This window comes from Planomonospora parontospora (assembly GCA_014647935.1).
Classification (GTDB): domain Bacteria; phylum Actinomycetota; class Actinomycetes; order Streptosporangiales; family Streptosporangiaceae; genus Planomonospora; species Planomonospora parontospora.
In genome coordinates, this window is record BMQD01000042.1 from 12,229 (window position 1) to 33,668 (window position 21,440).

A 21,440-nucleotide genomic window follows, 5' to 3' on the forward strand; every position below is an offset into this window, starting at 1 on the left:
GGCATCATCGCCCCGTGGAGCAGGCATGGCACACATGGGGATATGTCGTCATCGCGGCCGTTTCGGCCGTCCCGGCGGCCGTGCTCGCCGCGTTCCTGCTGGCCCGCCGCCGCGGGCGCGCCGGGCACCCCGCCCCGTGGCGGACGGCCGCCGCCGACGTGGGCGCCCTGGCCGGGACCGCTCCGTGGATCTGGATGATCCTGACCCCCGGGACCGCGCAGGGGGTGAACCTCGTCCCCCTGGTCGACCTGGCCCGGCAGGTCGGGCAGATGCCGCCGGGAGCGGCGTTCGTGCAGGTCGGCGGCAACCTCTTGGTCCTCGCCGCGCTCGGCGCGCTGCTCCCGGTCCGCTCGGCGCGGCTGGCGTCGCTCCCCGCGGTCGCGGGCGTGGCCGCCGCGGCCTCGTCCGCCGTGGAACTCCTCCAGTACGGCCTGCGCCTCGGCCGGGTCAGCTCCGTGGACGACGTGCTCCTCAACACCGCCGGAGCCGTACTCGCCGCGCTCGTCACCCGCCGGTGGTGGGCACGGCGATAGCGGTCAGGACCGTTCCACCGAAACGGACCAAGAAAACCCCCGTGGATCACCACACGGGCACGATCCACTCAAAAGAATCCCGGTACCAACCTCTGTATCTGTGCGATCGTGGACAAGGCGGGGCAAGTTCTCTGGAGACGCCAAACCCGGTTGGTGACAGAGGGTGATCAAACGTGCAGCAGTCCCCGGTACCTCCCGAGACCCCGATCTATCGGCGCATCGCCGACGGGCTCCGCGAAGCGATCCTGTCCGGCGAACTCCGTGACGGGGACCGGCTTCCGGGCGAGAACGCCCTCATGGCGCAGTACGGCATCGCCCGTGCGACCGCCAGGCAGGCGCTGTCGGTGCTCATCAACGAAGGGTTGGCCGTGCCCAAGCGCGGTTCGGGGGTCTACGTTCGGCGGTTCCGGCCCATCAGGCGGCACGGTTCCCGGCGGCTCTCCCGTGAGCACTGGGGCCAGGGGCAGGCCATCTGGGAGTCCGACACCAGGGGCCGGCCGTACACCGTGAACGAGGTGCAGCTCGACAGGGAGACCGCCGAGGAGGACGTCGCCCGCGTGCTGGGCGGGCCCGAGGTCTGGGTGCGGCGGCGGCGCTACTCGGTGGACGGGCGGCCGGTCCAGCTCTCGGTCTCCTACTTCCCCGCCGGCCTGGTGGAGGGCACCGCGATCGTCCAGGAGGACACCGGCCCCGGCGGCGTCTACGCGCGCCTGGGCGACCTCGGCCACGCCCCGGCCCACTTCACCGAGGAGGTGCGGGCCCGGATGCCGCACCCGCACGAGACCGTTCAGCTGGACCTCCCGGCGGGCACCCCGGTCATCGCGATCATGCGGACCGCCTACACCTCGGCCGGCGTGCCCGTCGAGGTCAACGAGATGGTCCTGGACTCCGCCTCATATGTACTTCAGTACGACTTCGACGCATAGATCAAGGCCGCCCGTCAACCGGTAGGTTGACCTGACCCCTGCGATCATTGATTTCTCTAGAGAGGTGTCGCACCGTCGGAGGTGGAACGTCACAGCGGTCCTGGGCGCGGGGAAGGTGCATGGATGTCTTTCGACCGGCATCTGGCGGAGATAGCCCGGGAGTTTCCCGACTGGACGATCTGGCGGAGCGACGCGGGCCGGTGGTGGGCCACCCGCCACCACCCGCTGAGCTCCGCCCAGCGTGAGGCGGGCTGCGCGATGACCGTCGACGCGGACGACGCCGAAGGACTGCGTCGGCGCCTGCGCGACCAGGAGGAACGTTCCGGCGGGACGCTCCGGTGAAACGTCGGCCGAGAGCCGCCCGGTGCCGCGGTCAGCGGAGCGCTCGCGGCTCCGGCGCCGGGCCCCAAGATCGCGGAAGCCCCCGACCCTATCGGGGGCGGGGGCTTCCGCTCGGACCTCCTGAACCGCTCGGACCATCCGGGCCGTCCGGACCTCCTGAACCGCTCGGACCATCCGGGCCGTCCGGACCTCCTGAACCGCTCGGACCATCCGGGCCGTTCTGCATCCACGGGCGGGACGGTGCCGTCCCGCCGGCGCACTCTCCTCAGCGGGAGGCGACCTCACTTGCGGGTGGCGAGCTCCCCGTCGCCGCCGCGCGCCGGCCCGATGCCGAGGACGGTGTCGTCGGAGACCACGACGCGGCGCCCCCCGGCGGGGCCCTGCTCGTCCTCGTCCTCGTCCTGGACGATCACCCGGACGGCCTCGACGTCGATCTCGGGGTCGGAGCCGGAAGCGGTGCCCGGATCGGTGCCCGAATCGGCTCCGGCCTCGGTGCCGGAGCCGGTCTCGGGACCGGTGCCCGGCGCCTCGTCCCCGCGCCCGTGCCGTGACGGGGCGCCGGAGGCGACGAGCACGCCGGGAACCGGCAGAGGCTGCGCGGCGGCCGCCGGAGGGAGCACCGCCGCCTCGTCGATGAGCGGGCCGGCGCTGCTCTCCCGGTGGAGCAGGTCGCCGAGGACCGTGCCCATCTCGTTGAGGCGGCGCATGACCTCGCGGTGCGTGTCGGTGAGGTAGGCGACCCGGCGGCCCGTGCTCTCGTCCAGGACCGCGGCGCGCTGCTGGGCGGAGCTCAGTGTGGAGTGGGCCTCGGCGTTGGCCGAGGACACCGTCGACTCCGCCTCGCTGCGGGCCCGGGTCAGGGTCTCCTCCGCCTCCGCGCGGGCGCTCTCCAGCGTGCGCTCGGCCTCGTGGCGGGCGGAGCCGATCATGCGCTCCGCCTCGCTGCGGGCCCGGGTCAGGGTCTCCTCCGCCTCCGCCCGTGCCGCGCCCAGCGTCTCCTCGGCGTCGCCGCCCGCCTGGGCGAGCAGTTGCTCGGCGGTGGCGGTGGCCTCGGCGACCCGGCGCTCGGCCTCCTGCTGCGCGGCGGTGAGGATGCCCTCGGCCCGCTCGCGGGCGGAGCCGACCAGCCGCTCGGCCTCGGCCGCGGCCTCGTCGCGGAGGCGGTTCGCCTCGGTGTCGGCGACCTCGCGCTTGGCCGCCGCCTCCTCCTCGCCCAGCTTCAGGATCTGGCTGAGCCGCTGCCCGAGCTCGTCGTAGTCCTGGGGCGCGTCGGAGAGCCTGCGCCGGGCGTCCGCCAGCTCCAGCCTGCTCTGCTCCGCCTGGTCGATCGCCCGCGCGACCCGCTCCTCCAGATCGCGGATCTGGTTGCGCGTCCGGATCATGTAGTCGTGCACCTGGCGGCGGCTGTAACCACGCATGACGACCTCGAACGAGTCCTCATGCATCAGGTCGGGAAAGCTCTCGTGCTGGTTCGTCATGGCGCTACCCGTGGAGGTCGTGGGGCGGAAAAGGAGAAGTCAGAGACGACTCTGCTGCCAACCCTCCGCAATCGCAACCGGAACGGGGACATGCTTGCGAAATATCGGACAGCGCGCCTCTCGTACCATCGTCCCCATGAACCGCGTCTCCCACAGTGTCCCTCACATCGCGGCCCTCGACGGGAACGCCGTCCCGCAGGTCCACCCGGACGCCTACGTGGCCCCCGGCGCGGTGGTCGTCGGCCGGGTACGGCTCGGCCGCGCGGCCAGCGTCTGGTACGGCTCCGTCCTGCGCGGGGACGACGAGGCCGTCGAGGTCGGCGAGGAGTGCAACGTCCAGGACCTGTGCTGCCTGCACGCCGACCCGGGCGAGCCGGCCGTGCTGGAGCCCAGGGTGAGCCTCGGGCACAAGGCCGTGGTCCACGGCGCGTACGTCGAGACCGGGGCGCTCGTCGGGATCGGCGCGATCGTGCTGGGCGGGGCGCGGATCGGCGCGGGCTCGCTGGTGGCGGCGGGCGCCCTCGTCGGCCCCGGCAAGAAGATCCCGGCCGGCGTCCTGGTGGCGGGGGTGCCGGGCAGGATCGTCCGAGAGCTCACCGACGACGACCGCGCCTCCTTCGCCCGCACCCCCGACAACTACACGGCCAAGGCCGCGCGCCACCGCGCCGCCACCGTCCTGCCGGTCCCTCCGCCCGTCTGAACCCGCCCGTCTGAACCCGCCCGCCCATCCGAGGCCGTTCCGATCGCGGCCGCCCGTCCGAGACCGCCCGTCCGAGACCGCCCGTCCGGACCCGCTCCGGTCGCGGGGCCGTACCCGTCGCGGTTCCGCCCCCGGCGCCCGGCCGACCGGCGGGGACCTCGGTAGCATGACGCCGTGCGGCAGTGGGACGGTTTCGACGCCATCGAGGGCGACGTGCGCACCATGGTCACCGACCCCCGGTGGCCGGCGCTCCCGTTCCCCGCGCGCGCCCAGGCGATCGCGCTGCGCACCCTGGCCACGCCGGACGACGGCCTGTGGCGGTTCGGCTCGCACGCGCGGTGGTACCGGCAGGATCCGGTGGACGGCCGCTGGCACCTGTCCCACCCGCCCGCCGACCCGCTGATGCGGGCCGGGGCCCGGGTCGTCCAGGTCGCCTCGGCGGTCCCGCCCCAGCTGGTCCCGTCCGGTCCGGACTTCACCGCCGACCGGGGTTCGGTGCAGGGCTTCGTCGGCCCCGACGTGCCGTTCGAGATCACCGAGCGGGTCCGCGACCTGCTCGCCGCACAGCGGGGCAGGCGCCCGGAGGACTTCCCGCTGCACGGCCCGTTCGCCGGGCTGTTCGCGGCCGAGGTGGCCAGCCCGGTGGCCGCGGTCTGGGGCACGCTCATGTGGTGCGCCTACGCCCCGGCCTTCGACGGCAACGAGGTGCTGCTGTCGATGTTCGGGGAGTTCCTGGCCCGCCCGCTCCCCGGCGACGAGTGGGTCCGCTGGCTGCCGCCCGCCTCGCTCGGCGACCTGGTCGCCCTGTACGGCGAGCGCGTCCGGGCGGGCCACCCCGAGGCGGGCCGCCGGCTGGTGGCGCTGATGGCCGCCACCGCCGAGGCCGTCCGGACCGACCCCCGCTTCCGCCCCCGGGCCTCCGCGCTGCTGGCGATGGTCTCCCCGGTCCTGCACCGGACCGGTCAGGACGCCGCCGCGGCCCATCACGGCGACGACGCGGTACGGCACATGTGGCTGTCGCGGTGCCCGTCCCACGTGGCGCTGTCCGAGTCGTCGCCCGGCGACCACTTCCAGCACGCCGTCTACGACCTGGTGCGGACCCTGGGCTTCATCGCCCGCAAGGGGGCCGACCCCCGGGCGGTGGCGGCCTCGCTGCTCGCCGCGGACCTGTCGGCCCACGCGCCCCGGGCCGCCGACCGGCTCTACCCGTGGCTGGATCCCGAGCTCCGCCACATCCTGCACGTCGTGCTCACCGACCCGGCGCACCCGCTGCGGGGCTGCTGGCCGCGCGCGGGCGGCGTCCCGGACTTCCCGTCGGCCTCCGCGCTGCCCTCGGCGCTGCACCCGCCGGACCGCGCCTCGGCCGCGGCGCTGCTGGGCTCGGCCTACGCCACCGGGCTCGCCTGGTGCCGGCTGTCGGGGACCGAGGTGCCGGAGCGGGGGTTCGCGACGGCCGCGGCGGTGGTGCACCGGCTGACGCACGAGCGGGACGATCCGCTCCCCGGCGTTTCAGGGCCGTATCCACACCTGCGCCACTTTTGACGCATCTCAGTGGATTTAAACTACTAATCCGGTTATTTCATCCTTACTTCCCCTATACCCTTCTCGCTCCCGCTACGCCCCACAATTAGCTGAATCGTGATCTCGCAATCGGGAAATGATCCTTCGGGGTACGGACCGGTACCGGAGGGAATGGCCCCGATGGGCCATGGGCACGAAAGACCGCCCGCCGTACCCTCGGAGTGGGTGTGGGCTGCGGAAGGAAGGACGACGCGGTGGGGCACGACGACCTGGACCTCAGGGTCCACGACCGTGTCGCGTTGGACGAGATCGCGCTCTATGCCGAGGTGCTTACCGCCGTCGCTGACAGCGAACGGCCTCTCACCTTGGCCGAGCTCGACAACGCGCTCGGATTGAGCGCTTCGGCGATCTGCTGAAGCCACGGCAGGACACGGTGAACCCGTCCGACACCGGTCCCGGGCCCCCTCCGCAGGGGGTCCGGGACGTGGTCCGAAAGGACGGTCCGATGACTAGTCAGGAGCGCACCAGCCGGGCGATCGCCGCGGAGGCCTCCTTGACCTTCTCCTCCGCCTCCGGGCCCCCCGTGCTGATGGCCTCCGCGACGCAGTGGCCGATGTGGTCCTCCAGCAGCCCCAGCGCCACGGCCTGCAGCGCCCGGGTCGCGGCCGAGACCTGCGTCAGCACGTCGATGCAGTAGGAGTCCTCCTCGACCATCCGCTGCAGACCCCTGATCTGTCCCTCGATGCGCCGCAACCGGGTGAGATAGGCCTGCTTGTCTCCGCTGTACCCATGCATGACCCAACGGTACCCGGGTCAGGAGCGGCCGGAGGTCTCGGCGATCAGTTTCTCCCACCGCTCGGCCACGACGGGCGCCCCGTGGGCGGCCGCGGCGTCGAGCGCGCCCGCGGCGAGCTCCCGGCGCCTGCGCTCGTCGTCGATGAGCCCGAGCAGCGCCGCGGCGTACGCCTCGATCTCGCCCTCCCCCTCGCGGACCAGGACCCCGCTGCGCCCGTCCGCCACGAACTCCCCCGGCCCCCGCGCGCTGTCGAAGCCGATCACCGGGACCCCGCTGGCCATCGCCTCGATCACGGTCATCCCGAGCACCTCGGCCCGGGACGTCACCGCCACGATCGACGCCTTGGCGAACTCTCCCCCGAGGTCGGGGGTGGTGCCCATGAAGTAGACGTGGTTGTGCAGGTCCAGCTCGGCGACCAGGGCCCGCAGCCGCCGCTCCTCGGGGCCCCCGCCGTACAGCCGCAGCCGCCAGTCGGGGCGCCTGCCCGTGATGAGGGCGAACGCGCGGATCAGCCGGTCGTAGGCCTTGACCGGCACCAGGCGCCCGCCTGCGGCGACGATGCGGTTGTCCATCCGGGAGCGCGGCCAGGGCCCCGCGGGCAGCGCGTCCGGGATCATCCGGACCGCCGCCGCGCCCCCGGCGGCCCCGGCGCCCCCCGCGCCTCCGACTCCTCCCGCGCCCCCGCCTCCACCGCCCAGCAGGCGGTCCCACTCCTGGCGGCCGGTCTCGGTGGCGGCGACGACCGCGTCCAGGCGGGGGTAGAACCTCCTGATCGGCCCCGGCACCGGCGGGCGGCCCCACTCCCGGGCGATCCGCACGATCTCGCGCGGGGCGTGCCGGGCCGCCTGCACGCCCAGTCCCGGCCGGGTGGTGATCAGCACGTCCGTCCGGAGCCCGCGCAGCCGCCGCCACAGGGCCATCTCGGTGCGCATCTGCCCGGCCGGGAGCAGGTGGCGCACCCCGGGCCTGGCGTCGACCAGCCAGGAGAGCCGCACCTTGGACCCGACCGGGAAGAAGGGCCGGTCCCTGTGGCGGCGGACGCTGACGATCTCCACGTCGTGCCGCTCCGCCAGCTCGCCCGCGAGGTTGACGACGGAGCGGACGTCGCCGCGCATGCCGTACACCGAGGGGACGAGCAGGCAGATCCTCACCCACCCACCTCGATCCTCAACTCGTCGTCGGCGGTGTAGCAGGGCCTGATCGGCACCCCGTCGATCCGGGCGGCCGGGTAGTGCAGGCGGCGGCGCTTGCCGTCCACGTCGTCGAGGCGCGAGCCCAGGCGGAGCGGGCCGGGCAGGCCGTCGACCTCCAGCACGGGCTCCCAGACGCCCGGCCGCTCGGGCGCGGCGTCGACCACGTCGCACAGGGAGAGCGCGGCGTGGAAGCGCACGCCCTGGACCGTGGCGGCGACGGAGAGCTCGGCCTCGGGCCCGCTGCGGCGCAGCGCCAGCCGCGCCTCGTGCCGGGACTCGTCGTCGTCGAGCCCGGTGAAGGCCAGCAGCCCGGTGACCTCGAAGCGGCCCTCCCGGAACCAGACCGCGCGCACCTCGGCGAGCGGCTCCACCTTGTCGATCTTCAGGGCGAGGAAGCCGCCCTGGGTCCGGTAGGCCCGGTAGGCCAGCGAGCGGCGGCTCAGCGCGTAGGTGTCGAGGTGGTCGAGGGAGAACCCGGGGTCGATGCTGCGCAGCCGCGCCCGGGGGCCGTCCTGGGCGAGGTAGGCGTCCCAGCGGCCGGGGGTGAGCGTCAGCGGGGCGAGGGAGACGGCGAGGGTCGCGTCCCGCGCCTTCGTGGCCGAGGCGCCCAGCGGGACCCGGCGCTCGGTGGTGGTGGCCCGGTGGCGCAGGACCAGCTCGGCGCCCTCGGCGAGGGGTTCGTCGATCGCCAGGCGGAGGGAGAGCACGTCGGCCAAGGTGACTTCGGCATCCGTGACGACGGCACGCACCGCCGGCCCCCTCCCCGTCGAATGAGCTACGCGACGTTGAGGTTACCGTGATTTTCCCGTTATGTGGACAGCCCTAGACGGAGAAGTTTCGGGCCGACTGTCCTTTTCAAAGAGGCATTACAACGAGTCAGGCGCGGCCCGCAAAAAAGCGGACCGCGCCCGGCCTGTGAGCGGAAAGACGATCAGGAGGCCTCGACCGGCTCGCCCTTGACGGACTTGATCAGCAGCTGCGAGACGTCCACGACCTCCAGCGTCTCCTTGGCCTCACCGGAGTTCTTCTTCTCGTTGATCGAGTCGCCCAGCATGACGAGGCAGAAGGGGCAGGCGGTGGAGATGGTGTCCGGGTCGGTGGTCAGCGCCTCGTCCACGCGCTCGGTGTTGATGCGCTTGCCGAGCCGCTCCTCCATCCACATCCGCGCGCCGCCGGCGCCGCAGCAGAAGCCGCGGTCCTTGTGGCGGTGCATCTCCTGCGTCTTGACGCCGGGCACCTTGGCCATGATGTCGCGCGGCTGGGAGTAGACCTTGTTGTGGCGGCCGAGGAAGCACGGGTCGTGGTAGGTGATCTTCTCCTCGATCGGGGTGACCGGGACCAGCTTTCCCTCGTCGACCAGCTTGGCCAGCAGCTGGGTGTGGTGCACGACCTCGTAGGTCCCGCCCAGCTGGGGATATTCGTTGGCCAGGGTGTTGAAGCAGTGCGGGCAGGTGGCCACGATCTTCTTGACGCCCGCCTCGTTCAGCGTCTCGATGTTCTGCTGCGCCAGCATGTTGAAGAGGAACTCCATGCCCAGGCGGCGGGCCGGGTCACCGGTGCAGGCCTCCATCGGGCCGAGCACCGCGAACTTCACGCCGGCGATGTGCAGCAGCTCGGCGACCGCCTTGGTGGTCTTCTTGGCCCGGTCCTCCAGCGCGCCCGCGCACCCCACCCAGAACAAATATTCGACATCTTCGCCCAGCTTTTCATCGATCAGCTGGACCTCGAAGTCGAGCTCCTCGATCCAGTCCGCCCGCTTCATCTCGGACATCCCCCACGGGTTGCCCTTGTTCTCCAGGTTCTTGACCATGACGCCGGCCTCGGACGGGAAGTTCGACTCCACCATCACCTGGTAGCGGCGCATGTCGAGGATGTGGTCGATGTGCTCGATGTCCACCGGGCACTGCTCGACGCAGGCGCCGCAGTTGGTGCAGGACCACAGCACGTCCGGGTGGATGACGCCGTCCTCGCCGACCAGCGGCTTCTCCAGCAGCGCCAGCACGTCCTGGCCCTGGTGCGCCCGCTGCTCCTCGCTCATCATCAGGTACGGCGCGACCGCGAAGGCGTGGTCGCGCTGGTCCAGGATGAGCATCTTCGGGGAGAGCGGCTTGTCGGTGTTCCACGCCGGGCACTGGGACTGGCAGCGGCCGCACTCGGTGCAGGTGTAGAAGTCGAGGAAGCCCTTCCAGGTGGTGTCCTCGATCTTGCCGCGGCCGAGCCGGTCGCCGTCGAGGTCCTCGTCCTCGAAGTCGACGACCTTGCCGTCGATACGCATCTCCGGGGCCGCACCCATGGCGTCGGGCCGGCGGGAGAACATCACGTTCAGCGGCGCGGTGAAGATGTGCAGGTGCTTGGAGTTCACCACGATGACCAGGAACACCAGCATGAAGCCGATGTGCAGCAGCAGCGCGATCTCCTCCAGCAGGTGGCTGCTGGGCAGGATCGAGGCGACCGCCTCGGAGGCGAACGCACCCGACTCGTAGGGGAAGTTCCCGGTGTTCACCGCGGCGGCGCGGGCGAGGAAGAGCGTCCAGATGATGTTGAAGATCATGAACAGGACGAGCCAGGCGCCGCCCAGGTGGGAGCCGGAGAAGCGGGAGCCGCGGCCGAGCCGCTTCGGGGAGTTCTTGATCCGGATGACCGTGAAGGCGACCAGGCCGAGGAGGCAGGCCACCGCGATGAAGTCCTGCAGGAAGCCGAGGACCGGCCAGGTGCCGATGATCGGGATGTGGAAGTTCGCCCGCCCCGTGATCGCACCCTGGATGATCGCGCCGTACGCCTCGATGTAGACGGTCAGCAGGATGAAGAAGGCCCACATGACGAAGAAGTGCGCGACGCCCGACGGCGTCCACTTCAGCAGCTTCTTCTGCCCGAGGACCTCGACCAGCTGGGCCTTGACCTCCGCGCCGACGTTGTTCCTGGCGTATTCGATCCGCTCGGGCGCGGGCGGCCCGACGACGGCGAGCTTGTACAGGAACAGGACGCGGCGCGCGGCGAGCGCGAGCGCGGCGACTGTCATGACGAGCCCGATGATGGCTACCCAGAGCACGGGTCCTCCCACAGACGGCGTTGGCTGCCAGCGAATGACCGCCGGTCATCCACAGTGACCACAGGTCGCCCCGAATCCTACCCATGGGTAACTTCCACCCGGAATGGGAAACGCGGTGAACGTGGTCACCATATGGTCAATTCCCATTCTAGAACAATGCTCTATACTCCTGCGGGCGCCCCCCGGTCAGCGGGACCCGTCCAGGTAGCGCTGGACCGCCGGGGCCAGCAGCGCCACCAGCTCCTCGACGCCGGCCGAGGCCAGCGGTTCGAGCTCGAGCACGTACCGGGCCAGGACCACGCCGAACAGCTGCGCGAACGCGGCCTCCATCCGGATCGGCGGGATGTCCAGCGCCTCGGCGACCCGCAGCAGCAGGGCGTGCGTCATGAACTCCCGGATCATCCCGGCGGCCTTCTCGTTGGTCATCGCCGTGCGCACCAGCGCCAGCAGCGGCTGGCGCGCCTCGGCGTCCGAGGTCACCGTGAGGATGAAGCGGACCAGCCGCTCGCCCATCTCCTCGCGCGGCCCGGTGAGGACCTGCGGGATCACCTCGTCCGGGACGATGGGCAGCTCCATGGCCGCGACGAACACGCCCTCCTTGCTGGTGAAGTAGTGGTGGACCAGCGCCGGGTCCACCCCCGCCGCACGGGCGATGCCCCGGACCGTGGCCTTGTCGAACCCCTTCTCCGCGAACGTCCTGCGCGCCGCCGCGAGGATCTCCCCCCGCGTGTCCGCCGACCCGGGCCTGCGCCCCGGCCGGCGCCCCGGGCGCTGCCCGTCCGTCACCGTCACGCGTTGGCCGAGGCCGCGAGGTGCAGCCGGGCGAAGGCGAGCGCCTCCGCGAGGTCGTCGACGCGCTCGGTACGGCTGGCCGCCTTGCGCGTGTTGACCTCCAGCACCACCAGGCCGCCGAAACCGTTCGCCGCCAGCCGCTCCAGGATCGGCGCGCACGGCTGGTTGCCCCGCCCGGGGACCAGGTGCTCGTCCTTGTTGGGGATGCCGACCCCGTCGGCCAGGTGCAGGTGGGCCAGCCGGTCGCCGAGCTTGGTGAACATCTCCCAGGCGTCGGAGCCCGACACCGCCGTGTGCGAAAGGTCCAAGGTGACCTGCGGGAAGTCGTAGTCGACGGGGTTCCAGTCCGGGGAGTACGGGACGACCTTGTTGCCGCGCGCCTTCAGCGGGAACATGTTCTCCACCGCGAAGACCACGTCGGTCTCCTCGCGCATCCGGGCCAGGCCGGTCTCGAAGTCGCGCGCGTAGTCGCGCTGCCAGCGGAACGGCGGGTGCACCACGACCGTCTGCGCCCCCACCCGCTCCGCGGCCCGCTGGGCGCGCTTGAGCTTGGCCCACGGGTCCTTGCCCCACACCCGCTGGGTGACCAGCAGGCAGGGCGCGTGGATCGCGAGGATGGGCAGCTGGTAGTGGTCCGACAGCCGCTCCAGGACGTCGATGTCCTGGCTCACGGGGTCGGCGCCCACCATGATCTCCACGCCGTCGTATCCCAGGCGCGCGGCCAGCTCGAAGGCGTCCGGTGTGCGCTCCGGATACACCGACGCCGTGGACAGCGCGATCTTGGCGCTGGGCACTCGGATGACGCTCATCGGAGCCTTCTCGCCTTCGGGGTCGGAGTCCATGTCGTCCATGTCGCGCGGACGCCGCGACGCCGGTCGCCCCGCTCGTCCACAATGCCAGACTAAGCGCGCCCGGGGCCGAATGGCGTCCAGCCACCCCTGTGCGGCCCGGATCACACCGATCGATCGCCCGGATACGGTGTGGGGATGCCGCGGTTCGTCAAGGGGGCCATCCCCAGCCCCAACATCTGGAACACCCCGCACGTCTACGAGCTGGAGAACCGCGCGGTCGACCCCGAGGGCCGGGCCGCGGCCGCGATGTCCGCCGTCCGCCCGCTCGCCGGAGCGACCGTGCTCGACGTCGGCTGCGGCACCGGCTACCACCTTCCGGCGCTGTCCGCCGAAGCCGCGCGCGTCGTCGGCGTCGAGCCGCACGCCGACCTCGTCGAACTCGCCCGGCGGCGCTGCCGGGCCCTGCCCGGCGTGGAGGTCCGCGCCGGCACCGCGCAGGCCCTGCCGCTCCCGGACGCCTCGGTGGACGTCGCCGTCGCCCGCTGGGCCTACTTCTTCGGACCCGGCTGCGAGCCCGGCCTGGCCGAGCTCTCCCGGGTCCTGCGGCGCGGCGGCACCGCCTTCGTGATCGACGTCGACGCCTCCCGCGGCGACTTCGGCCGCTGGTTCCGCCGGTCGATCCCGTCCTACTCGCCGCAGGCCGTGGCGGACTTCTGGGTCCGCCAGGGCTGGCAGGCGCAGCCCCTCGACCTGCGCATGGCCTTCGAGCGCCGGGCCGACCTCGAGGCCGTCCTGCGCATCGAGTTCACCCCCGAGGTCGCCGCGCAGGCCGCCGCCGAGACCCCCGGCCTGGAGATCGCCTACCCCAACCTGCTGCGCTGGAAGCACTTCTGACCGGGCGCGGACCGGCCGGACCCGCTCCGGCCTGACCCGTCCCGACCCGACGGGTCCTGATCCGGACCGGCCGGGGGCCGCCGGACCGCGGGCCCGTTCCCGTCACGCCGCCCGCACGAGGTTCCACCGGCGCACCAGCGGCGTGACCGCCCCCGTCAGCAGCAGGACGAGCAGCGGTGCCGCCACCGCCCCCAGCAGGAACCCGGCCGCGACGTCGTGCGGGTAGTGCACGCCGACGAACACCCGGGAGAAGGCCATCAGCACCGCCAGCGGCAGCACGAGGGCGGCCAGCCCGCGCCAGGCGAGGACCAGCGTGCCCGCCGCCGCCGCGGCGATCACCGCGTGGTTGCTCGGGAACGACCAGTCCCCCGTCTCGGGGCAGGCCGCGATGGTCGCCGCCAGCCCCCGGCACGGCCGCTCCTCCCGGACGAGCACCTTGACGATCTCGCTGAGCAGGTAGACGGCCACCACGGCCACCGGGCCCAGCAGGACCAGCGCCATGTCCCGCGGCTCCCTCCGCCGCGCCCGCCACCAGGCCAGGGCGAACAGCAGCACGAAGACGAGCAGCCCCGCATCCGTGCCCGTCTCGGCGAGGGCGTGCACCCACGCGGGGGTGCCCTGGGCGAACTCGACGATGTCGCGGTACACGGCCGTCCTCCTGAGGGGATGGTGAACACGGGGTGAACGAACGATCTTAGGCGGCTCTCCGGCGCCCGCGGGCCCGTTCCCCAGCGGAACAGAACGCCGCCGCTTGACCTTGACACCGGCGTCAGGGATTACGGTCGCGGAGGAGGAGGGCCGGATGCGGATCGGAGAGCTCGCCCGCCGGGCGGGGGTCAGCACCAGAGCGCTGCGCTACTACGAGCAGCAGGGCCTGATCACCGCGCGGCGGTCGGCCAACGGGTACCGGGAGTACGACGAGGACGACCTCCGGCTCGTCGCCGAGATCCGCGCGCTGCTCACCGTGGGGTTCACGCTCGCGGACGCCGAGCCGTTCGTGGCGTGCCTGCGGGCCGGGAACGCCACGGGCGGATCGTGTCCCGAGTCCGTGGCCGTCTACCGGCGGAAACTGACCGAGATCGACGAGGAGATCCGCACGCTGCTGGTCCGGCGGGCCGAGGTGGCCGCGCAGCTGGCCGGCTCCTGCCCGGGATGTCCGACAGGGAAGCAGGGAGAGAAATGATCACTTTGACCGCGGAGAACTTCGACGAGCAGGTGCTGCGCAGCGACAAGCCGGTCCTGGTGGACTTCTGGGCCGAGTGGTGCGGGCCGTGCAAGATGATCGCGCCGGTGCTGGAGGAGATCGAGGCCGAGTACGGCGACCGCCTCACCATCGCCAAGCTCAACGCCGACGACCACCCCGAGATCTCCGCCAGGTACGGCGTGCTCGGCCTGCCGACGCTCAACCTCTACTCCGGCGGCGAGGTCGTCCGGCAGATCAGGGGCGCCAAGCCCAAGCGCATGCTCCTGGCCGACCTCGAAGGCCACATCTGACCGGGCCCGGTCTCCGGGTGAAAGTTGTCGGCCCGGGCCGGTAGCGTGCGGCCATGGCAAAGAAGGTCGGCTATCGCTGTGGTGAGTGCGGTTGGCAGACCGCCAAGTGGGTGGGGCGCTGCGGCGAGTGCCAGGCCTGGGGCACGGTCGAGGAGGAGACCGCCCGCGGCGGCGCGCACGTGGCCTCCCCCGGTGCGGTGTCGGCCCCGGCCGTCCCGATCGGCCAGGTCAAGGCGGAGGTAGCGCACGCCCGCAGCACGGGCGTGCCCGAGCTCGACCGGGTCCTCGGCGGCGGTCTGGTGCCCGGGGCGGTCGTGCTGCTGGCCGGGGAGCCCGGCATCGGCAAGTCCACCCTCCTCCTGGAGGCGGCCTCCAAGATCGCCCGCGGGCAGACCGTGCTCTACGTCACGGGAGAGGAGTCCGCCGCCCAGGTCCGGGTCAGGGCCGACCGGATCGGCGCGATCCACGACGACCTCTACCTCGCGGCGGAGACCGATCTGGGCGCGCTGGTCTCCCACGTCGAGAAGGTCCAGCCGGGCCTGCTCGTGGTCGACTCCGTGCAGACGATCGGCTCGGCGCAGGCGACCGGCGTGCCCGGCGGGGTGACCCAGGTCAGGGAGGTGGCCGGCAACCTGGTCAGGCTCGCCAAGGAGCGCGGCATGTCCACGGTCCTGGTCGGCCACGTCACCAAGGAGGGCTCGATCGCCGGCCCCCGGACGCTGGAGCACCTCGTCGACGTCGTGCTCCATTTCGAGGGCGACCGCCACTCCCGGCTCCGCATGGTCCGCGCGATCAAGAACCGCTACGGCCCCGTCGACGAGGTCGGCTGCTTCGACCTGCACGAGGGCGGCATCGAGGGCATCACCGACGCCAGCGGGCTGTTCGTCTCCCACCGCGCCGAGCCCGTCCCCGGCACGTGCGTCACGGTCACCATGGAGGGCACCCGGCCGCTGCCCGCCGAGGTCCAGGCGCTGGTCGCGCGGACCGAGGCCCAGCAGCCGCGCCGCTCCTCCTCCGGCCTCGACCCCTACCGGGTGACCATGGTGCTGGCCGTGCTGGAGCGGCGGCTCAACGCCAAGCTCGGCGGCTGTGACGTGTTCACCGCGACCGTGGGCGGGATCAAGCTCGCCGACCCCGCGATCGACCTGTCGGTGATGCTCGCGGTGGCCAGCGCGGCCGGCGACCGGGCGCTCCCGTCCGGGCTCGTGGTGCTGGGCGAGGTGGGCCTGGCCGGAGAGCTCCGCCAGGTGCGCGACGTACGGCGCCGCCTGTCGGAGGCGGCGCGACTCGGCTTCACCCGCGCGCTGGTCCCGGCGGGCTCCCTCGACGCCGGCCGGGGCAGGCGCGGCGAGAGCTCCCTCGTCCGGGCCGACGGCCGCTCCAGCTTCGCGCCGGGTTTCGACGTCGTCGAGGCGGAGAACGTCTGGGACGCCCTCAACCACGTCACGTCCTGAAGCCCGGGGCCCGCCGCGGGCCTTCGGTAAGCTGGGCGCCGGACCCCGGTGACGGCTTTCGGACCCGCCGGGCTCTCGACACGGACCACGGGGGTCAGGTGGCAGCAACCGACAAGGGCCTCGACGAGCGCCGCAGAGCCGTCCTGGCCTCGGTCGCGCCGGGCACCGCGTTGCGCGACGGCCTGGAGCGCATCCTGCGCGGGCACACCGGCGGCCTGATCGTGCTGGGATACGACCGCGTGGTCGAGGAGATCTGCAGCGGCGGGTTCGAGCTGGACGTCGAGTTCTCCGCGACGCGGCTGCGCGAGCTGGCCAAGATGGACGGCGCCATCGTGCTGAGCTGCGACGGCCACCGGATCGTGCGCGCGGCCGTGCACCTGGTGCCCGACCCCTCCATCCCCACGGACGAGTCCGGCACCAGGCACCGGACCGCCCAGCGGGTCTCGGTGCAGACCTTCTTCCCCGTCGTCTCCCTCAGCAAGTCCATGCGGATCATCGCCCTCTACCTGGACGGCGTCCGCTACGTGCTGGAGGAGTCGGCGGCGATCCTGTCCCGGGCCAACCAGGCCCTCGCCACCCTCGAGCGGTACAAGTTCCGGCTGGACGAGGTCTCCGGCACGCTGTCGGCGCTGGAGATCGAGGACCTGGTGACGGTCCGCGACATCGCGGTGGTCCTGCAGCGGCTCGAGATGGTCCGCCGGATCTCCGACGAGATCGCGGACTACGTCGTCGAACTCGGCACGGACGGCCGGCTGCTCTCCCTGCAACTGGACGAGCTGGTCGCCGGGACGGAGAGCGACCGCGAGCTCATCGTGCGCGACTACCTGCCCGTGACGGGCCGCCGGGCCCGCACGGTCGCCGGAGCCCTGCACGAACTGGACGGCCTCTCCTCCACCGCCCTGCTCGACCTGGCCTCGGTGGCCGGCATCCTCGGGCACACGGGCGCCGACGCCCTGGACTCCCCGGTGAGCCCGCGCGGTCACCGCCTGCTGGCCAAGGTCCCGCGGCTCCCCACCGCGGTCGTCGACCGCCTGGCCGACCAGTTCGGCAGCCTGCAGAAACTCCTGGCCGCCAGCACCGAGGACCTGCAGGAGGCGGGCGGCGTCAGCGAGACCCGCGCCCGCCACATCCGTGAGGGTCTGTCCCGCCTCGCCGAGTCGTCCATCCTGGAGCGCTACGTCTGACGGACGCGACCCGGAAGCAGGCCCCTCCCAGCCGGAACCCGTCCGGAGGGTACGTGCCCTTCCCGGGACGCGCCGCTCCGCCCGGAACAGCGATCCCCTCGGAAGCCGGTCTCCTCGATGCCGGTCCCGGAGGGCTCAGGAGGCCAGTTCCCCGAGCATCGCCTTGATCTGCGCGGAGCGCGACAGGTCGATCCGCCGGGCCAGCTCGACCACCTCGGGATGCCGCCCGTCCCGGATCTCGGCGCGGGCCATCTCGACGGCGTTGTGCTGGTGGGCGACCATCACGTTGAGGAACCTGACGTCGAACGCGGCTCCGGTCGCCCTCCTGAGCGCCACAGCCTCCTCGGGGCCGGTGACGTGCAGGCCGCCGTGCGCGTCGTGAGCGTGCGCCTCGGCCTCCAGGGGGCGCCGCCAGCGTTCCAGCCGACCGGCCATGGCCTCGGCCTCCTGGTCCTGGGTGGCCGCGATCGCCGCCGCCAGTGCCTTCACCGTGCCCCGGGCGGAACGGGAGCCGGCCAGGCCCGCCAGCTCCGCCCCCTGCCGGTTGTGGGGGATCATCATCTGCAGGAACATCACGTCGGCGTCGTTGAAGGAGCCGGCCCCTGCCGGACCGTCCTCCCGGACGGCCACGGCCCTCCCGGTCCCGGCGGGACTCCCGGTCCCGGTGAGGCCGTCCTCGGCGGGCACCGTGGCCGCAGGGTTCCCGGAGGCTGGGGCGGTGGCGGGGCTCTGTTCCGCGGCGGGCACCCGGGCGGCGTGACCGGCATGAGGGCCGGCACCGTGACCGGCATGGCGACCGTGCGAGTCGGCCTCCGTCCCGCACCCGGAGAGCGCCAGCACGCCCGTGACGGCGAGAGCGAGGGCGAGGGCGAGGCGCCCGACGGAGGCCGCCCCGCGGGCGCTCACGGGCACCGTCTCATCCGTGTCGCCCACCGGTGTCGTCTCGTCCATTTCATCTCATCCGTGTCGTCTCATTCGCGTCGCCTCTCCTGGTCGGAACCGGGTTCCCGCCGCGCGGGCGCCGCACCGGGGCGGCGCGGCGCCCGCGGACCGGTCAGACCCGCTGCCAGAGAGCCGGGACGTTCGGCGGCTCCCACCCGCCGAGGGCGGTGTGCGCCTGGATGCACCGGTAGGCGGCACCGCCGTAGGTGACCTTGGCGCCGACCGCGTACCAGGTCCCCGCCTTCCACGTCCCGCCCGGGGTGGCCGGGGGCGGGGTGGACGGCTTGGTCGGAGCCGGGGTCGGCGCGGGCGTGGACGGCTTGGTCGGAGTCGGGGTGGGGGCCGGGGGCGGGGTGCTTCCGCCACCGCTGCCGCCGCCGACCTGCAGGTCGATGCACGAGTAGAAGGCGTTGACCGTGTCGGCGATGTTCCAGACGGCGAGGACCTTCTGCCGCCCGCTGTAACCCGACAGGTTCACCACGTGCGAGACCGTCGCACCGGGCTGCCTGCCCCCGTCGTTGAAAGTGGCGATCTTCTTGTTGCCGATGTAGTAGTCCCAGTGGCTGGTGGAGTGGCGAGCGGTCAGCACCCAGTTGAAGGTCACGCTGTTGCCGACGGGTGTGGCCGGCCAGGCCCTGCTCTCGTCGCTGAGCACGGAGAACCGGCCGACCCCGCCGTGGCAGTTCATCTGCCCCTTGGGGCCCTCGACGCTCTGCGGCTCGTAGACGATCGCGCCGCAGTTCGCGACGCGCCCCTGGGCGCACATGGCCTGGCGGCTCGGCGGCGACGACACGTAACCGTGGGCCAGGGCGGGGGAGGCGGCGAAAACCGTGGCACCGAAGCTGACCGCTGCCATGGTGAGGAGCGTGGCCGTTCTACGCATTTACCATTCCTTGCTCGGGGTCTGCGGAAGGCGGATGACGATGCCTTCCCTTGCGGCGGACGAACGCCCGGCCCTTTTTCCGGACCGCCGCAGAAAGGACGCGGTCATTCAGGGGCCGGATCGCGCCGGATCACGGAGCGGGCCCTCCAGTCCGGGACGGCCTGCCGGCAGGCCGCCGGCCGTCTCCGTGACCACCACCCGAGGGGACATTGTCCCCCAGGTCAGAGGTTATGAGTGTCGTTCGGGAGCCGGGCCACCGGGTGGCCTCCGTCCCGCGCGACCCCCGCCGGGCCACCCGGGCGCGGCCTTCCCGCCGAGGAGGCGGCTCACCTCGTCCGGCGGCGCGGAGAAACGGCGGGGAATTCTCACGAGAGGGCGTCTCCTTCATACTCCGTGAAACTGGTTATTTTTATAGCACGGAAAATGAATCGCCCATCTTATGGGAGGCTTAAATCGCCTTCAGCGCCACCATAACGGCGCTCGGGAGAACTCCGGCCGGAGAGACCGCCCGGAGGCATCACGACGGCCCGGCCGGAGAGACCACCCCCGCCGCCCGGCCGGAGGCATCGCAACAGACCGACCGGAGACCACCCCACAGCCCGGCCGGGGGCCGGATCCCGCCGGCCGCCGCCTCCGCACCGCCGTCAGCGCAGGTGGAAGACCACCTTGTCGCTCTTCAGCCGGGGGGCCCGGACCATGGCCACATAGGTCCCCGGACGGGCCTCGGCCCGCTTCGCCCTGCAGTCGGATCCCGACCTGCGGCGGTCCCACTGGATCTGCCGGACGTAGGGGATGCCGCGCTCCAGCTTGCGGATGTCATCGGTCTCGCCGCTGAGGCAGTCGGCCGACGACCAGACGCGGTCGTCACCCGAGGTGATGCGGACCTCCGTCGTCCGCGGCCCCACGTCGGCCGTGCACATCACCTTGCCGGTGTTGACCAGCGTGAGGATGAACCGCGGACGCTCGTCCGCACCGTAGACCTCTCCCTCGCCCATGAGGCTCAGCACCAGGTCGGCGGCGTCGCAGGCGTCCCCCGGCCGCTTGGGCCGGGGGACCGGCTTGGCCGGCCTCGGGGAGGGGGTCGGAGCCTTCGGGGTGGGAGTGATGGCGGCCACCGGCAGGGTGGCCAGGAGCGGGTCCGGGGCGGGCGACCGGCTCGTCGGGGCCGCCTGGGCCTTCGAGGCGCTCTCCGGCCCGCCCGCCGCCGAGCAGGCCCAGGCCACGATCGCGACCACCACGAGGACGGCGACGAGCGCGATCAGCCGGCGTCTCCAGTAGACGTCGACCCCCATGTCACTGCGGAACGTGTCCGGATCCATGCGCACAGTATGGGGAGCCCTTGGGGAAGCCCGGCGGCGACCCGCCGTTCCCCTACGGTTCCTTGGGTAAACATGTCGGCGGGCGGCACTATCGTCGAGGCGTGGCCAAGCGCAATCTCCTGCTGACTCCCGTTCTCGAGTGGTATGCCAGATGCGCCCGCGAGCTGCCGTGGCGCGAGCCCGGCGCCACCCCCTGGTCGATCCTGGTCAGCGAGATCATGCTCCAGCAGACGCCGGTGGTCCGGGTGCTCCCCGTCTGGACCGAGTGGATGGAGCGCTGGCCGACCCCCGCCGCCCTGGCCGCCGAGCCTCCCGGTGAGGCCGTACGCCACTGGGGCCGCCTCGGCTATCCGCGCCGCGCCCTCAACCTGCACGCCTGCGCCCGCGCGGTCACCGAACTGCACGGCGGACGGGTCCCCGCCGACCACGCCACGCTGCTCACCCTCCCCGGCGTCGGCGAGTACACCGCGGCCGCGGTCGCCAGCTTCGCCTTCGGCGGACGCCACGCCGTGCTCGACACCAACGTCCGCCGGGTGCTGGCGCGTGCCGTACGGGGGGAGGAATACCCCCCCAAGGCCACCACCGCCGCCGAGCGCGTGCTCGCCGAGTCCCTGCTCCCCGGGCCGGAGGACGCGCCCGTCTGGGCCGTCGCCGTGATGGAGCTGGGCGCCCTGGTCTGTACGGCGCGTGCCCCCCGCTGCGCCGACTGCCCGATCCGCGACCGGTGCGCCTGGCGCCTGGCCGGCAAGCCCCCCTACGAGGGCCCCGCCCGCAGGGGCCAGACCTACGCGGGCACCGACCGCCAGTGCCGCGGCCGTCTCCTGGCCGTCCTGCGCGAGGCCCACGGACCCGTCCCCAAGGCGGCCCTCGACTCCGTCTGGGACGAGCCCGTCCAGCGTGAGCGCGCCCTCGACGGCCTCGTCGCCGACGGCCTGGCGGAGGTCCTCGACGACGGCACCTACCGTCTGCCGGGCGGCCCGCCCGCTCGTCCCCCCGGCACGGGATGAGCCCCCGGACGGCGCAGCAGGGCGGCACAGGACCGTTCGGACGGCGGGACCGCCCGGCGGGTGGGCGGCGGCTCAGGCGGTGACGGGTGACGGACCGCTCAGACGGGCGGGGACGGGTGACGGACCGCTCAGACGGGCGGGG

At 72.6% G+C, this 21,440-nt stretch carries 23 protein-coding genes; 12 read left to right on the forward strand and 11 right to left on the reverse strand.

Going from position 1 to position 21,440, the window contains the following annotated elements:
• Positions 1 to 14 precede the first annotated feature (14 nt).
• The 3 genes from IEZ07_RS33120 to IEZ07_RS33130 all read left to right on the forward strand — a co-directional run bounded on the left by IEZ07_RS33120 (position 15) and on the right by IEZ07_RS33130 (position 1,801).
• Complete coding sequence (locus IEZ07_RS33120) at positions 15 to 533, forward strand: VanZ family protein (RefSeq protein ID WP_191898399.1); 519 nt, start codon at positions 15 to 17, stop codon at positions 531 to 533.
• 173 nt (positions 534 to 706) lie between these two features.
• The gene (locus IEZ07_RS33125; protein WP_191898400.1) at positions 707 to 1,459 is read left to right on the forward strand and encodes a GntR family transcriptional regulator; all 753 of its coding nucleotides are present in this window, start codon (positions 707 to 709) and stop codon (positions 1,457 to 1,459) included.
• A gap of 123 nt (positions 1,460 to 1,582) precedes the next feature.
• On the forward strand, positions 1,583 to 1,801 hold the full coding sequence (locus IEZ07_RS33130) for a hypothetical protein (RefSeq protein WP_191898401.1): 219 nt from the start codon (positions 1,583 to 1,585) through the stop codon (positions 1,799 to 1,801).
• A gap of 281 nt (positions 1,802 to 2,082) precedes the next feature.
• Here IEZ07_RS33130 and IEZ07_RS33135 read toward each other — a convergent pair whose 3' ends face one another.
• On the reverse strand, positions 2,083 to 3,279 hold the full coding sequence (locus tag IEZ07_RS33135; protein ID WP_191898402.1) for a DivIVA domain-containing protein: 1,197 nt from the start codon (positions 3,277 to 3,279) through the stop codon (positions 2,083 to 2,085).
• 136 nt (positions 3,280 to 3,415) lie between these two features.
• On the opposite strand from IEZ07_RS33135, the gene IEZ07_RS33140 reads away from it, so the two are divergent.
• From IEZ07_RS33140 to IEZ07_RS33150, 3 genes are all read left to right on the forward strand, one after another.
• Positions 3,416 to 3,979: a gamma carbonic anhydrase family protein gene (locus tag IEZ07_RS33140; RefSeq protein WP_191898403.1), complete on the forward strand. Its 564-nt coding sequence runs from the start codon at positions 3,416 to 3,418 to the stop codon at positions 3,977 to 3,979.
• A 174-nt stretch (positions 3,980 to 4,153) separates the two neighbouring features.
• The gene (locus tag IEZ07_RS33145; protein ID WP_239320829.1) at positions 4,154 to 5,521 is read left to right on the forward strand and encodes a hypothetical protein; all 1,368 of its coding nucleotides are present in this window, start codon (positions 4,154 to 4,156) and stop codon (positions 5,519 to 5,521) included.
• Between the two features lie 233 nt (positions 5,522 to 5,754).
• A complete protein-coding gene (locus IEZ07_RS33150) occupies positions 5,755 to 5,916 on the forward strand; it encodes a hypothetical protein (RefSeq protein ID WP_189237508.1) in 162 nt (53 codons plus the stop codon).
• 97 nt (positions 5,917 to 6,013) lie between these two features.
• Here IEZ07_RS33150 and IEZ07_RS33155 read toward each other — a convergent pair whose 3' ends face one another.
• The 6 genes from IEZ07_RS33155 to IEZ07_RS33180 all read right to left on the reverse strand — a co-directional run bounded on the left by IEZ07_RS33155 (position 6,014) and on the right by IEZ07_RS33180 (position 12,139).
• The gene (locus tag IEZ07_RS33155; RefSeq protein ID WP_068902560.1) at positions 6,014 to 6,295 is read right to left on the reverse strand and encodes a metal-sensitive transcriptional regulator; all 282 of its coding nucleotides are present in this window, start codon (positions 6,293 to 6,295) and stop codon (positions 6,014 to 6,016) included.
• A gap of 18 nt (positions 6,296 to 6,313) precedes the next feature.
• Positions 6,314 to 7,447 (reverse strand): glycosyltransferase, encoded by a 1,134-nt coding sequence (locus tag IEZ07_RS33160; RefSeq protein ID WP_191898404.1) that lies wholly within the window; start codon positions 7,445 to 7,447, stop codon positions 6,314 to 6,316.
• A complete protein-coding gene (locus IEZ07_RS33165; protein WP_191898405.1) occupies positions 7,444 to 8,238 on the reverse strand; it encodes a hypothetical protein in 795 nt (264 codons plus the stop codon). The genes IEZ07_RS33160 and IEZ07_RS33165 overlap by 4 nt, the downstream gene beginning before the upstream one ends.
• A 182-nt stretch (positions 8,239 to 8,420) precedes the next feature.
• Positions 8,421 to 10,538: a (Fe-S)-binding protein gene (locus IEZ07_RS33170; protein ID WP_239320826.1), complete on the reverse strand. Its 2,118-nt coding sequence runs from the start codon at positions 10,536 to 10,538 to the stop codon at positions 8,421 to 8,423.
• A gap of 186 nt (positions 10,539 to 10,724) precedes the next feature.
• Positions 10,725 to 11,324: a TetR/AcrR family transcriptional regulator gene (locus IEZ07_RS33175; protein ID WP_068902553.1), complete on the reverse strand. Its 600-nt coding sequence runs from the start codon at positions 11,322 to 11,324 to the stop codon at positions 10,725 to 10,727.
• A gap of 2 nt (positions 11,325 to 11,326) precedes the next feature.
• Positions 11,327 to 12,139, reverse strand: coding sequence for a sugar phosphate isomerase/epimerase family protein (locus tag IEZ07_RS33180; protein WP_068902887.1), 813 nt, complete (start codon positions 12,137 to 12,139; stop codon positions 11,327 to 11,329).
• A 177-nt stretch (positions 12,140 to 12,316) separates the two neighbouring features.
• Between IEZ07_RS33180 and IEZ07_RS33185 the strand changes: the two genes are divergently transcribed.
• Positions 12,317 to 13,015, forward strand: coding sequence for a class I SAM-dependent methyltransferase (locus tag IEZ07_RS33185; RefSeq protein ID WP_191898406.1), 699 nt, complete (start codon positions 12,317 to 12,319; stop codon positions 13,013 to 13,015).
• A 102-nt stretch (positions 13,016 to 13,117) separates the two neighbouring features.
• On the opposite strand, the gene IEZ07_RS33190 is transcribed toward IEZ07_RS33185, so the two are convergent.
• Complete coding sequence (locus tag IEZ07_RS33190) at positions 13,118 to 13,663, reverse strand: phosphatase PAP2 family protein (RefSeq protein WP_191898407.1); 546 nt, start codon at positions 13,661 to 13,663, stop codon at positions 13,118 to 13,120.
• 154 nt (positions 13,664 to 13,817) lie between these two features.
• Between IEZ07_RS33190 and IEZ07_RS33195 the strand changes: the two genes are divergently transcribed.
• From IEZ07_RS33195 to disA, 4 genes are all read left to right on the forward strand, one after another.
• Positions 13,818 to 14,198 (forward strand): MerR family transcriptional regulator, encoded by a 381-nt coding sequence (locus IEZ07_RS33195; protein ID WP_191898408.1) that lies wholly within the window; start codon positions 13,818 to 13,820, stop codon positions 14,196 to 14,198.
• On the forward strand, positions 14,195 to 14,509 hold the full coding sequence (gene trxA / locus IEZ07_RS33200; protein ID WP_191898409.1) for a thioredoxin: 315 nt from the start codon (positions 14,195 to 14,197) through the stop codon (positions 14,507 to 14,509). The genes IEZ07_RS33195 and trxA overlap by 4 nt, the downstream gene beginning before the upstream one ends.
• A gap of 53 nt (positions 14,510 to 14,562) precedes the next feature.
• Complete coding sequence (gene radA / locus IEZ07_RS33205; RefSeq protein ID WP_068902543.1) at positions 14,563 to 15,963, forward strand: DNA repair protein RadA; 1,401 nt, start codon at positions 14,563 to 14,565, stop codon at positions 15,961 to 15,963.
• 98 nt (positions 15,964 to 16,061) lie between these two features.
• On the forward strand, positions 16,062 to 17,147 hold the full coding sequence (gene disA, locus IEZ07_RS33210; protein WP_191898410.1) for a DNA integrity scanning diadenylate cyclase DisA: 1,086 nt from the start codon (positions 16,062 to 16,064) through the stop codon (positions 17,145 to 17,147).
• 135 nt (positions 17,148 to 17,282) lie between these two features.
• Here the strand turns inward: disA and IEZ07_RS33215 are convergent, their stop codons facing one another.
• The 3 genes from IEZ07_RS33215 to IEZ07_RS33225 all read right to left on the reverse strand — a co-directional run bounded on the left by IEZ07_RS33215 (position 17,283) and on the right by IEZ07_RS33225 (position 20,291).
• Positions 17,283 to 18,098: a DUF305 domain-containing protein gene (locus IEZ07_RS33215; RefSeq protein WP_191898411.1), complete on the reverse strand. Its 816-nt coding sequence runs from the start codon at positions 18,096 to 18,098 to the stop codon at positions 17,283 to 17,285.
• A gap of 103 nt (positions 18,099 to 18,201) precedes the next feature.
• On the reverse strand, positions 18,202 to 18,972 hold the full coding sequence (locus tag IEZ07_RS33220) for a lytic polysaccharide monooxygenase (RefSeq protein WP_191898412.1): 771 nt from the start codon (positions 18,970 to 18,972) through the stop codon (positions 18,202 to 18,204).
• 644 nt (positions 18,973 to 19,616) lie between these two features.
• On the reverse strand, positions 19,617 to 20,291 hold the full coding sequence (locus IEZ07_RS33225; protein ID WP_191898413.1) for a hypothetical protein: 675 nt from the start codon (positions 20,289 to 20,291) through the stop codon (positions 19,617 to 19,619).
• Between the two features lie 101 nt (positions 20,292 to 20,392).
• On the opposite strand from IEZ07_RS33225, the gene IEZ07_RS33230 reads away from it, so the two are divergent.
• The gene (locus tag IEZ07_RS33230; RefSeq protein WP_191898414.1) at positions 20,393 to 21,298 is read left to right on the forward strand and encodes an iron-sulfur binding domain-containing protein; all 906 of its coding nucleotides are present in this window, start codon (positions 20,393 to 20,395) and stop codon (positions 21,296 to 21,298) included.
• The last annotated feature ends 142 nt before the right edge of the window (positions 21,299 to 21,440 follow it).